The sequence below is a fragment of the Thermoactinospora rubra genome, from assembly GCF_002093975.1.
Lineage (GTDB): Bacteria > Actinomycetota > Actinomycetes > Streptosporangiales > Streptosporangiaceae > Nonomuraea > Nonomuraea rubra_A.
Window position 1 is genome coordinate 1 of record NZ_MSZZ01000096.1, and the last position, 14,245, is coordinate 14,245.

Below are 14,245 nucleotides of genomic sequence, written 5' to 3' on the forward strand. Positions count from 1 at the left end.
CATGGGCCTGACCCCGCTGGAGGGCCTGGTCATGGGCACCCGCTCGGGTGATGTGGACCCGGCGCTGCCCGGCTACCTGGCCCGCGTGCTCGGGCTGTCCAGCGCGGAGATCGAGGCCGCCCTGGAGCGGCGCGGCGGCCTGCTGGCGCTGGCCGGAACCGCCGACATGCGCGCGGTACGGCAGGCGGCCCGCGCAGGGGACGCGGCCGCGCGGCTGGCCCGGGAGGTCTACTGCCGCCGCATCCGCAAGTACGTCGGCGCCTACTACGCGGTGCTCGGCCGGGTGGACGCGATCGTCTTCACCGGCGGGGTGGGCGAGCACGACGCCGAGGTGCGCGCGCTGTCCCTGGCCGGGCTGGACCTGCTCGGCGTCGCGGTCGATCCCGCCCGCAACGAGGCGGCCGGGGAGGGCCCGGTCTCGCCGCCGGGGGCCGAGGTGGCCGTGCTGGTGGTCCCCACCGACGAGGAGTGGGAGATCGCCCGCCAGGTCCTCGCCGTCCTGCAGGCATAGACCCTCGGGAACGGTCAGCGGGACGGTTCCCACCCGCGTCGCGGGGTACGGCTGCCGGCCCGCATGTCGTCGCGGCTGCGGTAGACGACGTAGGGCCGGGTGAGGTACCCGATCGGCGCGGTCAGCATGTGCACCAGCCGGGTGAAGGGCCAGATGGCGAACAGCAGCAGGGCGCTGAGCGCGTGCAGCTGGAACAGCGGCGGCGCGCCGGCCATCAGCGCCGGATCCGGGCGCAGGTAGAAGATCGAGCGGAACCACGGCGAGACGGTGGCGCGGTAGTCGTATCCGCCGCCGACGAGGTTGGCCATCACCGTGGCCGCCAGGCCGAGCACGATGACCAGGGTGAGCACGGCGTACATGAGCTTGTCGTTGCGCGTGGTGGCGGTGAACACCGGCCCGACGGTGCGCCGCCGGTAGATCAGGATGGCCAGCCCGCCCAGCGTGCAGACCCCGGCGATCGTCCCCAGCACCACGGCCACCACGTGGTACGTCTCCTCGCTCACCCCGGCCGCCTCGGTCCAGCTCTTGGGGATGACCAGCCCGCCGACGTGGCCCAGCAGCACCACCAGGATGCCGAAGTGGAACAGCGGGCTGCCGACGCGCAGCAGCCGCGACTCGTACATCTGCGAGGAGCGGGTGGTCCAGCCGAACTTGTCGTAGCGGTAGCGCCACAGGTGGCCCAGGACGAACACGGTCAGCGCGATGTAGGGGGCGACGACCCACAGCAGGACGTTCACCGCGGACCTCCCATCCCGTAGGGTTCCAGGCCGACCTGTTCGGCGGGCGGCCCCTCGGCCGCCAGCCGCAGCGCGGCCTCCCGCTCGCGGGCGCCGGGCGGCGGCAGCGTGGCCAGCACCGCCGCCGCCACGTGGGCGTACGGCGAGCGCTCGGCCTCCAGCGCCGCGCGCAGCACCTCCAGCCCCGCCCGGTGTTCGCGCAGCAGCCGCCCGGCCTGCCGTACGGCGCCGCGCCCCGACAGCTCGCACACCACGGCCAGGTGGTCGGGCAGCTCGCCCTCGGCCGGCTCGAAACCCGCCTCCCGCAGGGCGTGCTTGAAGCGCAGCAGCGCCATGCCCCGCTTGCGGGTGTCGCCGTAGGCGTAGTACGTCAGGTACAGGCAGCAGCGGCGCCGCAGGTCGAAGGTGGCCACGTAGTGGGCCGCCACCTCGGCGAGCGGGGTGGCGTCCAGGTGGTCCAGGAAGGCCGCCAGGTGCTCGCGCACCGCGCCCGCGGGCAGGCCCGCCACGGCCTCGGCCAGCAGCGGCCGGGCCTCCTCAAGGCGCTCGTCGGGGTAGCCGAGCAGCACCGAGGCCGTCAGGTGCGCGGCCCGCACGTCGGCGTCGCTGAGTGTCGTCATGAGTTGTCCTGCCGCTTCCGCTTGGGCGGGAACAGGCCCTCCGGCGTTCCCTTGCCGTCCCAGTTGAGGAGGTTGACCCGGCCGCGCAGCTCGTCGGCCTCGTCCAGCTCGTCGCCCGCCTGCCGCTGGCGCAGGGCGTGGAAGTTCTCCACCGCCACCGGCGCGGGCGGGCCGGAGGCCTCGCCGAAGGGGCCGGTCATGCCGGGGCCGCCCGCGTAGTCGAGGCTGCATCCGGTGGCGAGCTCCTCCAGCTGGGCGCCCTGCTCGGCGTGGGCCTTGGGGATGACGTACCGCTCGCCGTACGGGGCGACGGCCAGCAGCCGGTGCATGGCCTCCACCTGCTCGCCGGTCATGCCGACGCCGGCGGCGATGGACTCGTCGGGCTCCTGGCCGAGGTTGAGGCGGCGCATGTAGGAGCGCATGGCGGCCAGGCGGCGCAGCACCGCCCGCACCGGCTCGACGTCCCCGGCGGTGAACAGCTCGGCCAGGTAGCCGACCGGGATGCGCAGCGCGTCGATGGCGCCGAACAGGTTGCCCGCGTCCTCGCCGTCGTGGCCGGTGTCGCGCAGCACGTCCACGACCGGGGACAGCGGCGGGATGTACCAGACCATCGGCATCGTGCGGAACTCCGGGTGCAGCGGCAGCGCCACGCCGTAGGTGAAGATCAGCTTGTGGATCGGGGAGCGCCCGGCGGCCTCCAGCCAGTCCTCGGGGATGCCGGACCTCCTGGCCGCGTCGGCCACCCGGGGGTCGTGCGGGTCGAGCAGCACGCTCTTCTGGGCCTCGAACAGGTCCTTTTCCTCCGGTACGGCTGCCGCCTCGGCGACCCGGTCGGCGTCGTACAGCACCAGCCCGATGTAGCGCAGCCGTCCGACGCAGGTCTCCGAGCACACGGTGGGGATGCCGACCTCGACCCGCGGGAAGCAGAAGGTGCATTTTTCGGCCTTGCCGGTGCGGTGGTTGAAGTACACCTTCTTGTACGGGCAGCCCGTGACGCACATCCGCCAGCCCCGGCAGCGGTCCTGGTCCACCAGCACGATGCCGTCCTCCGACCTCTTGTAGAGGGCTCCCGACGGGCAGGAGGCCACGCACGAGGGGTTGAGGCAGTGCTCGCAGATGCGCGGCAGGTAGAACATGAACGCCCGCTCGAACTCCAGCCTCACCTGGTCCGACACCCGCTTGAGCACCGGGTCGCCGGGCGCCAGCTCCGGGCCGCCGGCCAGGTTGTCGTCCCAGTTCGCGCTCCAGGTGATCTTCGTGGGCTCGCCGCTGATGAGCGAGCGGGGCCGGGCGACCGGGGTGTCCTCGGTGGCGGGCGCGGAGAACAGCCGGTCGTAGTCGTAGGTCCAGGGCTCGTAGTAGTCGCCGATGGACGGCATGAGCGGGTTGGCGAAGATGGTCAGCAGCTTCTTCAACCGCCCGCCGGCCTTCAGCCTGAGCCTGCCGCGCCGGTTCAGCTCCCAGCCGCCCCGCCAGCGCTCCTGGTCCTGGTAGGTCCGCGGATAGCCCTGGCCGGGGCGGGTCTCGACGTTGTTGAACCACACGTACTCAGTCCCGGCCCGGTTGGTCCAGGCCTGCTTGCAGGTGACCGAGCAGGTGTGGCAGCCGATGCACTTGTCCAGGTTCATCACCATGGCCAGCTGTGCCATGACGCGCATCAGTAGTCCACCTCCTGGCCGCGGCGGCGGATCACGGTGACCTCGTCGCGCTGGTTGCCGGTCGGGCCCAGGTAGTTGAAGGCGAACGACAGCTGGGCGTAGCCGCCGATCAGGTGGGTCGGCTTGATGAGCAGCCGGGTCAGGGAGTTGTGGATGCCGCCCCGGCGGCCGGACGTCTCGGACTTGGGGACGTCCACCACCCGCTCCTGGGCGTGGTACATGTACACGGTTCCCTCCGGCATGCGGTGCGAGACGACCGCCCGCGCGACGACCACGCCGTTGCGGTTGACCGCCTCCACCCAGTCGTTGTCGGCGATGCCGGCCTTGGCGGCGTCGGCGGGGCTCATCCAGATCGTCGGCCCGCCCCGCGACAGGGTCAGCATGAGCAGGTTGTCCTGGTATTCGGAGTGGATGGACCACTTCGAGTGCGGGGTGAGGTAGCGGACCGTGATGCCCTGGGGTCCGCCCTCGCCGATGCCGGGCTCGCCGAACAGGGCGGTCATGTTCAGCGGCGGCCGGTAGACCGGCAGCGCCTCCCCGGCCTCGTGGATCCAGTCGTGGTCGAGGTAGAAGTGCTGGCGCCCGGTGAGGGTGTGCCAGGGTTTGCGGTGCTCGACGTTGATGGTGAAGGCCGAGTAGCGCCGTCCGCCGGTCTCGCTGCCCGACCACTCCGGCGAGGTGATCACCGGGACCGGCCGGGCCTGGGTGTCGGCGAAGGTGATCTGCTTGTGCTCGTCGGCCAGGCCGTCGAAGGAGGTCCCGGTACGGCGGGCTAGCGCGGCGAACCCCTGGGCGGCCAGGTGCCCGTTGGTGGTGCCGGACAGGGCGAGGACGGCCTCGCACATGTCCACGTCGCGGGCCAGCGAGGGCCGTCCATTGGCGGCGGTGCCGTTGAGGCGGCGCAGCCGGTCCATCTCCCCGGACACCTCGTAGGTCAGGCCCTTGGTGGTGGCGCCCAGCCGCTCCAGCACCGGCCCGAGCGAGGCCATCTTCTCGGCGACGGCCGGATAGTCCCGCTCCACCACGACGATCTTGGGGAAGGTACGGCCCGGCACCGGCCGCTCCCCCGTGGCCCGCCAGTCGCTCACCCGGCCGTGCGGGGTGGCCAGCTCATCGGGCGTGTCGTGCAGCAGCGGCACCGCGACCAGGTCGCGCCGCGTGCCCAGGTGCTCGCGGGCCAGCTCGCTGAACGCTCTGGCGATGGCGTGGAAGGCGGCGAAGTCGGTGCGCGTCTGCCAGGGCGGATCGATCGCCGGGGTGAAGGCGTGCACGAACGGGTGCATGTCGGTGGAGGACAGGTCGTGCTTCTCGTACCAGGTGGCCGCCGGGAGCACGATGTCAGAGAACAGCGTGGTGGACGTCATCCGGAAGTCCAGCGAGACCAGCAGGTCGAGCTTGCCGTGGGGGGCCTCCTCGCGCCACGTCACGCTCTCGGGCCGCTGCTCGGGCGCGGCCTCCTCGGCCCGCAGCGAGGCGTCGGCGCCGAGCAGGTGGCGCAGGAAGTACTCGTTGCCCTTGGCCGAGGATCCCAGCAGGTTGGCCCGCCACACCGTCAGCACCCGCGGCCAGTTCTGCGGCGCGTCGGGATCCTCGCACGCCAAGCCCAGCCGTCCCGCGGCGACCTGGTCGGCGACGTAGGCGGCCGGGTCCTGGTCCGCCGCGTCGGCTTCGTCGGCCAGGTCCAGCGGGTTGCGGTCGAAGGTCGGATACGACGGCATCCAGCCCAGCCGGGCCGAGGTGGCCAGCAGGTCGGCCGTGGCCTTCCCGGCGAAGGCGCCCTCGCCCAGCGGGGAGGCCACCACGTCGGCGGAGTAGGTGTCGTAGCGCCACTGATCGGTGTGCAGGTACCAGAACGCGGTGCCGATCATCTGCCGGGGCGGGCGCGACCAGTCCAGCCCGAAGGCCAGCTGCGCCCACCCGGTGACCGGGCGGCACTTCTCCTGCCCCACGTAGTGTGCCCAGCCGCCGCCGTTGACGCCCTGGCAGCCGGTCAGCGTGGTCAGCGCCAGGAACGACCGGTAGATGGTGTCGGAGTGGAACCAGTGGTTCGTCCCCGCCCCCATGATGATCATGGATCGGCCGCCGGACTCCTCGGCGTTGCGGGCGAACTCCCGCGCGATGCGGGCCGCCGCCGCCGCGGGCACGCCGGTGATCGCCTCCTGCCAGGCCGGGGTGTACGGCTCGGCCGCGTCGTCGTAGCCGGACGGCCAGCGGCCGGGCAGCCCGGGCCTGGCCACGCCGTACTGGGCGAGCATCAGGTCGAAGACGGTGGTGACCAGGTGACCGCCGACCTCGCGCACCGGGACGCCGCGCTCCAGCACGCCCGGCCCAGCCCGGTCGAAGCGGGGCAGCGCCACCGTGACCGCCCGCCCGCCGTCCATCGTCAAAGCCGGGTCGATCTCGCCGAGGTCGAGGTTCCAGCGGCCGGCGCCCTGCTCGGAGTAGCGGAAGCCGAGCGAGCCGTTGGGGATCGCCGGCTCGCCGGTGCGGGCGTCGACGAGCACCGTGGCGAAGGCCGCCTCCCTGCCTTCCTGGCCGAGGTCGGCCGCGGTGAGGAACTTGTCGGGCACGTAGGCCCCGTCGCGCTCGCGCAGCCGTACCAGGAAGGGCAGGTCGGTGAAGCGCTTGACGTAGTCGGTGAAGGACGGGGTGACCCGGTCGGCGAAGAACTCCTTGAGGATCACGTGGCCCATGGCCATGGCGAGCGCGCCGTCGGTGCCCGGGCACGGGGCCAGCCACTCGTCGGCGAACTTGGCCGCGTCGTTGTAGTCGGGCGAGAGCACGACGACCTTCTGGCCGCGGTAGCGCGCCTCGGCCATGTAGTGGGCGTCCGGGGTGCGGGTGACCGGGACGTTGGAGCCCCACAGCATCAGGTAGGCGGCGTCCCACCAGTCGGCCGACTCCGGCACGTCGGTCTGGTCGCCGAACACCTGCGGGGAGGCCACCGGCAGGTCGGCGTACCAGTCGTAGAACGACAGCATCGTGCCGCCGATCAGCGAGATGAAGCGGGCGCCGACGGCGTGCGAGACCATCGACATGGCCGGGATCGGCGAGAAGCCCGCCACGCGGTCGGGGCCGTAGGTCTTGATGGTGTGCACGTGGGCGGCGGCGATCATCTCGGTGGCCAGGTCCCAGGTGACGCGGACCAGGCCGCCCTTGCCGCGCGCCGACTGGTAGCGGCGCCGTTTTTCCGGATTTGTCGTGATTTCGGCCCAGGCGGCGACCGGGTCCAGGCCGCCGCGCCGGGCCTCGCCGTACATCTCGACCAGCACGCCGCGGGCGTACGGGTAGCGGACCCGGGTCGGCGAGTAGGTGTACCAGGAGAAGGCGGCCCCACGCGGGCAGCCGCGCGGCTCGTACTCCGGCCGGTCGCCGCCCACGCTCGGGTAGTCGGTCTGCTGGGCCTCCCAGGTGATGATGCCGTCCTTGACGTACACCTTCCACGAGCACGAGCCGGTGCAGTTCACGCCGTGGGTGGAGCGCACCACCTTGTCGTGGCTCCACCGGTCGCGGTAGAAGACGTCGCCCTGGCGGCCCCCGATCTGGTGCAGGGTGCGCAGGTCGCCGGAGACCTCGCCGCGGCGCAGGTGGCGGCCCAGCCGCAGCAGCGCGTCGCTCACCGGCCCGTCCATCACCGACATGGTCACTCCTCTTCCTGTCCTCACGTCACTGGTCCGGCTGTCCCGGCTGGCCCGGCGCGGGAGGCCGGGCGCGCTGGCGGAGGATGAACCAGCTGTAGACGAACGCGCCGAAGGCCACCATGGCCAGCAGCATCAACCCGATCGAGTAGGAGCCGGTGGCCTGGAAGATCAGGCCCATCACGATCGGCGGCAGGAAGCCGCCCAGCCCGCCCGCGGCGCCCACCACGCCGGTGGCGCTGCCCACCATGGACCCGGGGATGCCCCGGCCCAGCAGCGCGAAGATCGCGCCGTTGCCCAGGCCGAGCGCGGCGGCCATGACCAGGAACCCCGGCGTGGCCAGCAGCATGACCGGGGCGAAGGACACCACGATCGCGCAGACGACCACGACGGCCAGCACCGCCGACAGCACCTTCTCGCCGCCCATCCGGTCGGCCAGCCACCCGCCGACCGGGCGGGCGAGGGTGGCCAGCAGCACGAACCCGGCCGCGCGGGCGGCGGCGTCGGCCGTGGTCAGCCCGTATTCGGCCTTCAGGTACAGCGGCAGGTACACCCCGAAGGCGACGAAGCCGCCGAAGGTGAGCGCGTACATGGCGGCCAGCTCCCGCGTGGTGCGCAGCCGGGCCGCGTGCATGAAGCGCGTCAGGAACAGCTCAGCGGCCGGGGCCGTGCCCGGCGCGTTCCTGCCCGCCAGCAGGAAGACCAGCCCGGTCAACGCCAGCGCGGCGGCCACCACCAGGAAGGGCGCCGCACGGCCCCACTGCCCGGCCAGCCATGGGGTGACGAACCCGGAGATCGCGGTGCCGATGTTGCCCATGCCGAACACGCCCAGCGCCAGGCCACGCCGCTCGGGCGGGAACCAGGCGTTCACGAATGGCACGCCGATGGCGAAGGTCGCGCCCGTGATGCCCAGGACGAGCCCACCCGCCAGCAGCGCCGGGTAGCTTTCAGCGAAGGCCAGGAACAGCACCGGCGCGACCCCGACCAGGCTGGCCACCCCGAACACCAACCGCCCGCCATACCGGTCGGTCAGCGCGCCTAGCACCATGCGCCCGAGCGAACCGACGATCACCGGCACCGCGACCAACACGGACACAGCCGTCGCGCTCAACCCCAGCAGTTCCTTGTAGACCGGGCCGAGCGGGCTCAGCAGCGCCCACGCCCAGAAGTTCACCGCGAACGCCAGCGTGGCCAGCGCCAGCGCCGTCATCCGTCCGGCCGTCGTGGCCTTCGTCACAGCGGGGGAAACAGACGTCATCGTCCTGTCGTCCTTCATCGCATGTCGGTCGTCTTCAGTCACCGACCAGCCTCCCCGCGCCGCTCGGCCCACGGGCAGGGTCTTTGGTCCCGATTTGGCGGTCCCTGTGGCACCGCGCCGGGCACGCCCCGGCGGACGAGACGCTCACGAACACATCCTGGCCACATATGCCTCATCGTTCCCGCATCAAACCGAGCAAACCGGGATCGTGTGCCGCCCTCGGGACGATGCGCATGCGAGGCTCCCGCTTGCAGGCGCGGACGTGGTCCATGCACCAGCCGTACGGGAGGGCCCCGGAGGCGTCCGATGGTGTACCGCATACCTGCCTTGGCGTACGCGCTGGCCCAGTTCGGGCCGCCCACCCGTGCCGGCGGGCCATCCATCTTCTCCTGCTCGGCGCGATCAGCACCGCGATCTAAACCATCTCGGACTTCAGCACCCAACCCTTGACACACGAAACACATGTCGTGAATAGTGAAGCGTAGTTCGAGGGGGAGTACCCGACTCGTCACCGCACCGCCGTCAGTACGGACCCGACCGATCCGGGCCCCGGTGGTGCAGCCACCGGTTTCGTCAGTGGCCCGGGGAGACCGTCGACCGCAAGGATGCCGCCTCGCGACGCGAGGTGGCCTGGTCGAGGAGGTCTCTGCGTTGTCTGTTGCCTGGTGGGCCTGGGCCGCGGTGATGGCGGCCGTGGCGGTGATGCTCGCGGTCGATCTGTTCCTGCACCGCGACAACCACGTCATCGGTTTCCGTGAGGCAGCCGTCTGGTCGGGCGTGTGGATCGCCGCCGGGCTGGCCTTCGGGGCCGTGCTGTGGTGGTGGCAGGGCGGGCAGGTGGCCGGCACCTACTTCGCCGGCTACCTGATCGAAAAGGCGCTGTCGGTCGACAACGTCTTCGTCTTCGCGCTGATCTTCACCTTCTTCGCGGTCCCGCCCTCGGTGCAGCACAAGGTGCTGTTCTGGGGTGTCATCGGCGCGCTGGCCTTCCGGCTAGCTTTCATCTTCCTCGGCGCCGAGCTGCTGGAGACCTTCTTCTGGACCGCCTACCTGTTCGGCGCGTTCCTCATCTACACCGGCTACAAGATGGCCTTCCGGCACGACGAGCAGACCCCGCCCGACCGCAACCCTCTGGTGCGTCTGGTGCGCCGTGTGGTCCCCACCGACCCTCGCTACCACGGTGACCGGTTCTTCGCTCGCGTCAACGGTCGGCGGGTGGCCACGCTGCTGCTGGTGGTGCTCATCGCGGTGGAGGCCACCGACCTGATCTTCGCGATCGACTCGGTCGCCGCGATCCTGGCCATCACCACCAGCACGTTCATCGTCTGGACCGCCAACGCCTTCGCCGTCCTCGGATTGCGCAGCCTGTACTTCTGCCTGGCCGGGCTGCTGCGCCGGTTCGTGCACCTGCACTACGGTCTGGCCGTCCTGCTGGGCTTCGCGGGCGTCAAGCTGATCCTTTCCGAGACCCCGGTGGGTAAGCTGCCCATCCCGGTCACGCTCGGGGTCATCGTGATCACCCTGGGCGTCTCGATCGTCTGGAGCCTGCAGGCCACCCGCACCACTGGTGACGGCGACACCGGCTCGCACGGCGACGGCACTAAAGCCAGCAGCGGAAGGAGCGCCGACACCGCGCGGCCACCTGCAGCCTCCGGCACCGGCGCGCCGAAGGTTGGTGCAGGCAACGCAGCGGCCGCTGGCGCCGGTGACAGCGCCACCTCATCGTGAGCCCTTCCGTTCTGAACGTCGTTCCCTGCCGCCTCAGCGGGACTCTCAGGCACCGCTTCCACCCATCTCCACCCGCCTTCACCCGCAGGAACGCCCGGAGCACCGAGCGCCCGGGCAGGAAGGAGCGCACGCGATGCGCCGCCCACCCGCCACCGCCCACACCACCGTCCGTCTCAATGCGCCTGCCAGCGTGTACTGCCATCAGGTCACCGGCCGCCTGCCAGGCAGTGGGCCGGTGCTGGCCCTCTTCACCGGCGGCCTCGCGGACCTGGCCGTGGCCCAGGCGGCCGCCACCTGGGCGGCCGGCACCCGCAGCCTGGTCATCGCCACCACCGTGGTCACCAGCACTGGCTTCAGCCTCAACCCGCTGCTGCACCAGATCCGCTCCCGGCGCCAGGACACTGACAGCCTGGCCATCATCGGCCGCCTCACCCCGGTGCTGACCGCGGCCGGGGTGGCCTGGCTGCGCATCATCGTGGCCGTGCCCACGCTCGCTGGCCCGGCCCGCGCCCTGCCCATGACCACCGTGCGGCGCCTGGTCGACCGATTCGCCGCCGTCGCCGTCGTCACCGCCATGCCGCTGCACGACCCGACCGGTCGCATGGTGCCCCTCACTCCGCAGGAAGCCACCGTAGCGATCACAGCGGCGGGCACGGCGGCGCTCAGGCCGCACCAGTCACAACCCTCAGCCACCACCGACAGTCCAGACCACAGGAAAGGGGCATGACCATGACCACAACCACCGGCATCGGCGCGACCCTCGCTCCCGCCCAGATCACCGCCCTGTAGCAGATCCGCGAGTATCCGGCCGTCTCCCTGCTGAACACCACCCCCGCCCGCACCTGGCGGCCCGAGATGCTCGCCGTGGACGACTCCCTGCACTACCCTGCCGGCTGTCCGACGACGGCGACATCCTCACCCCGGCCACCGAAATCGACCACTCCCGCTGTCATCGACGACGCCGTGGACGAGCTCATCGAACTCGTGCTGGCCCGCGGCGGCCGGATCGCCTTCACCACACCCGGCACCCTGGCCGGCCACCAGGGCGTGGCCATCATCACCCGCCGCTGAGCCCTACCGGACCCACTCGCGCCACCGAATTCAGGCTTCGGGTTTCGTGCCCTTTTGTTCACGACGCCGGTGTCATCCTTTCTAGGATGGGAGGCATGCCGGACTGGACCTTCCTGACCAACCACGCCCACGTGCTGGTGTGCATCGCCCGGGACCCCGGCATCCGGATGCGCGACATCGCCGTCCGCGTCGGCATCACCGAACGGGCCGCGCAACGCATCGTGGCCGACCTTGCCGCTGCTGGGTACATCACCAGCACCCGCGAGGGACGCCGCAACCGTTATCGGCTCGACCCGACCCTGCCCCTGCGCCACCCGTTGGAGCATGACCACCAGATCGGGGAGATCCTCGCCGTCTTCCGGCCCGACATCGTGCAGACGACCAGCGCGACCACGACCACCACCACGCGGCCATCTGGACCGTAAGCCCGCATTGATGTGGCGTAGCCCGGGGTACGACCGCATGCTGCGCTACACGTGATGGGGAACAATGCCCTGCTTACAGCGGGAAGCCCGCGCAGTCCCCAAGGAATCCTGGGTCATTAGTGCACACTCCTACCTGCGAGAACCGCATAGGTTCTTGATGTAGGGACTCGGCGGGAGCCGGGGTGACGGCCTGCGTCGGTCGCCTGTGAAGGGCCACTGTGACACCGCCGCCCCCGGCTTTCCCGAGGGCGCGGACTGGCAACAGGTGCATGCGCCGTGGAGCGCCAGTTAATGACCATCCAGGAGCCGTCCTCGGTGCCGTCGAGTCGTCGCTGCCATCGCAGGGAGTTGTCGTGTCGCTTGCACTGCCCGAAGCGCTGTTCTTCGTCGGGATCGACTAGGCCGCCGACACCCACGCGGTCTGCGTGATGGATCCCGCCGGGAAGATCGCCGCCGAGTTCACCGTCGTCCACAGCGGGGAGGGGATCACCCGGCTGATCCGCCGGCTGGCGGCCTACGGCACAGCCGGGCAGATCCCGATCGCGATCGAACGCCCCAACGGGCGGCTGGTCGATCTGTTGCTGGAAGCCGGACACCCGGTGGTGCCGGTCAAACCGAACGCGATCAAACTCTGGCGTGAAGGCGAGGTGCTGTCGGGGGCCAAGAACGACGCGGGCGACGCCGCCGTCATCGCCGAGTACCTCCGGTTGCGCCGGCATCGGCTGTGCGTGGCCGCGCCATACACACCGGCCACCACCGCACTGCGGATGCTGGTGCGTTCGCGCACCGACCTGGTGGAGATGCGGGTGGCAGCGGGTAATCAGCTCTCGGCGCTGCTGGAGACCTCCTGGCCGGGAGCCAAGGCCATCTTCGCCGATGTCACCTCGGCGATCGCGCTGGCCTTCTTGACCCGCTACCCGACCCCGGCGTCCGCGGCCCGGCTCGGCGAGCAGCGCATCGCCGCCTTCTGCGCCCGCCACGGCTACTCGGGCAAGCGCCCGGCCGCCGAGCTGCTCGCACGCCTGCGCTCGGCCCCCCAAGGGGTCACCGACGCCGTGGTCTGCGAGGCGCTGGCCCAGGCCGTCCTTGCCCTGGTCGGCACGCTGAGCGCGCTGAATGCCGCGGTCAAGGATCTGGACCAGAAGATCGCCGCCCACCTCGGGGAGCATCCGGACGGGAAGATCTTCACGTCGCTGCCAAGGTCGGGTCGGATCAACGCCGCCCAGATGCTCGCCGAGTGGGGCGACTGCCGTCCAGCTTACGAAACCCCCGATGCGGTCGCCGCGCTCGCCGGGTGCACACCGGTCACCAAGGAATCGGGGAAGCATCGCGCCGTGCATTTCCGCTGGGCCTGCAACAAACGCTTCCGCCAGGCCATGACCACCTTCGCCGACAACAGCCGGCACGCCAGCCCCTGGGCGAAGAAGATCTACGCCGACGCCCGGGCGGCGGGCAAGGATCATCCCCACGCGATACGCATCCTGGCCCGCGCCTGGATCCGCGTGATCTTCCGCTGCTGGCGCGACAACAGGCCCTACGACCCCACCCAGCACGGAGCCGCAGCAACACTCACCAAGCAACTGACCGGCCAAATCGCGGCTTGAGGTTGACACAGGTGGTGTCACAGGCCCGCCTCGCGGCGGGTGCGCACGATCGCCAGCGGCCCGGGAGCGTGGTGCAGCAGGGCCTGGCTCACCGAGCCGAGCACCAGGCCCGCGACGGCACCGTGCCCACGTGAGCCCACGACGAGCAGGTCGGCCCCCTCCGCCGCGTGACGGAGCGCGGCCACCGGGTGGTCGTGGACCACCTCGCAGAAGACCTCCACGTCGGGGTGACGGCCGCGCCAACCGGCCAGCACCTCCTTCACCAGGCGCTGCTCGTTGTCCTCATCGGCGGAGGCGGCCAGGATGCCGCCCAGGTCATGCCTGTTCCAGGCGTGCACCACGCGCAGCGGAACGCCGCGCAGTTCCGCCTCGGCGAAGGCGAACGCCAGCACGCCATCGCCGGCCGCGGAGCCGTCGACACCTGCGACGATCTCGCCACGCGGCCGGCCCGGCACCTCACGCACCACCACGACGTCACATGCCGCGTGACCGGCGACGCCCAGGGCGACCGAGCCCAGCAGCAGGCCGCGGAAGCCGCCCAGGCCGTGGCTGCCCACCACCAGCAGCTCCGCCTCCGGTGCGATCTTGAGCAGGGCGGCCCGCGGGTCACCCGGCAGGATCTCCTGGTCCACTTCGACCGTGGGCGCTTCCTGCCTGGCGTGCTCGACCGCAGTGTTCAGGACGGCGTTCGCGCCGTCCTGCATCCACCGGGCGACACCCACGTAACGGTCGTTCTCGGTGGCGTCACGCGCCCATGCCGGCATGGCGTGCACGATCCGCAGGGGGCGCTTGCGCAAGGCCGCCTCTCGGGCAGCCCAGCCTGCGGCTTGCAGGCCGATACGTGAACCGTCGACCCCTACCACGATCATGACGTCTCCTCTCGGTTGTCTTACCAGGAAGGCAATGGTTGTTCACCGCGACGGGGAGTCGCCCTGCGCGTACGGCCAGGACCAGGTGCGGATCTCGGCCGGGTCCTCGCCGTACTCCCGGGTGTG

The 14,245-nt window shown here is 71.2% G+C and carries 9 protein-coding genes and 2 pseudogenes; 5 read left to right on the forward strand and 6 right to left on the reverse strand.

Annotated elements, in window-relative coordinates; genetic code table 11:
* A pseudogene (locus tag BSB02_RS38695) lies at window positions 1-511 on the forward strand (acetate kinase); the annotation flags it as partial.
* Window positions 512-525: 14 nt separating this feature from the next.
* Here the strand turns inward: BSB02_RS38695 and narI are convergent.
* From narI to BSB02_RS38720, 5 genes are read right to left on the reverse strand one after another with little or no spacing between them, the layout of a single operon-like run.
* On the reverse strand, window positions 526-1,248 hold the full coding sequence (narI, locus tag BSB02_RS38700) for a respiratory nitrate reductase subunit gamma (RefSeq protein ID WP_084965981.1): 723 nt from the start codon (window positions 1,246-1,248) through the stop codon (window positions 526-528).
* On the reverse strand, window positions 1,245-1,868 hold the full coding sequence (gene narJ, locus BSB02_RS38705) for a nitrate reductase molybdenum cofactor assembly chaperone (RefSeq protein ID WP_084965982.1): 624 nt from the start codon (window positions 1,866-1,868) through the stop codon (window positions 1,245-1,247). The genes narI and narJ overlap by 4 nt, the downstream gene beginning before the upstream one ends.
* Window positions 1,865-3,526, reverse strand: a complete 1,662-nt coding sequence (gene narH, locus BSB02_RS38710) for a nitrate reductase subunit beta (RefSeq protein WP_084965983.1) — start codon at window positions 3,524-3,526, stop codon at window positions 1,865-1,867. Before narH ends, narJ begins: the two co-directional genes overlap by 4 nt.
* On the reverse strand, window positions 3,526-7,167 hold the full coding sequence (locus tag BSB02_RS38715) for a nitrate reductase subunit alpha (RefSeq protein WP_084965988.1): 3,642 nt from the start codon (window positions 7,165-7,167) through the stop codon (window positions 3,526-3,528). The genes narH and BSB02_RS38715 overlap by 1 nt, the downstream gene beginning before the upstream one ends.
* A gap of 25 nt (window positions 7,168-7,192) precedes the next feature.
* The gene (locus BSB02_RS38720) at window positions 7,193-8,422 is read right to left on the reverse strand and encodes an MFS transporter (protein ID WP_084965989.1); all 1,230 of its coding nucleotides are present in this window, start codon (window positions 8,420-8,422) and stop codon (window positions 7,193-7,195) included.
* A gap of 552 nt (window positions 8,423-8,974) precedes the next feature.
* Here BSB02_RS38720 and BSB02_RS38725 point away from each other — a divergent pair.
* The 4 genes and pseudogenes from BSB02_RS38725 to BSB02_RS38740 form a co-directional block, all read left to right on the forward strand.
* A complete protein-coding gene (locus tag BSB02_RS38725) occupies window positions 8,975-10,150 on the forward strand; it encodes a TerC family protein (protein ID WP_240507053.1) in 1,176 nt (391 codons plus the stop codon).
* Window positions 10,151-10,283: 133 nt separating this feature from the next.
* Complete coding sequence (locus BSB02_RS38730; RefSeq protein WP_084965985.1) at window positions 10,284-10,877, forward strand: hypothetical protein; 594 nt, start codon at window positions 10,284-10,286, stop codon at window positions 10,875-10,877.
* A 439-nt stretch (window positions 10,878-11,316) separates the two neighbouring features.
* Entirely contained in the window at window positions 11,317-11,646 is a 330-nt protein-coding gene (locus BSB02_RS38735; RefSeq protein ID WP_084965986.1) for a helix-turn-helix transcriptional regulator, read from the forward strand.
* 413 nt (window positions 11,647-12,059) lie between these two features.
* Window positions 12,060-13,250, forward strand: a pseudogene (locus BSB02_RS38740) (IS110 family RNA-guided transposase); the annotation flags it as partial.
* Between the two features lie 17 nt (window positions 13,251-13,267).
* Here the strand turns inward: BSB02_RS38740 and BSB02_RS38745 are convergent.
* Complete coding sequence (locus tag BSB02_RS38745) at window positions 13,268-14,119, reverse strand: universal stress protein (protein ID WP_084965987.1); 852 nt, start codon at window positions 14,117-14,119, stop codon at window positions 13,268-13,270.
* Between the last annotated feature and the right edge of the window lie 126 nt (window positions 14,120-14,245).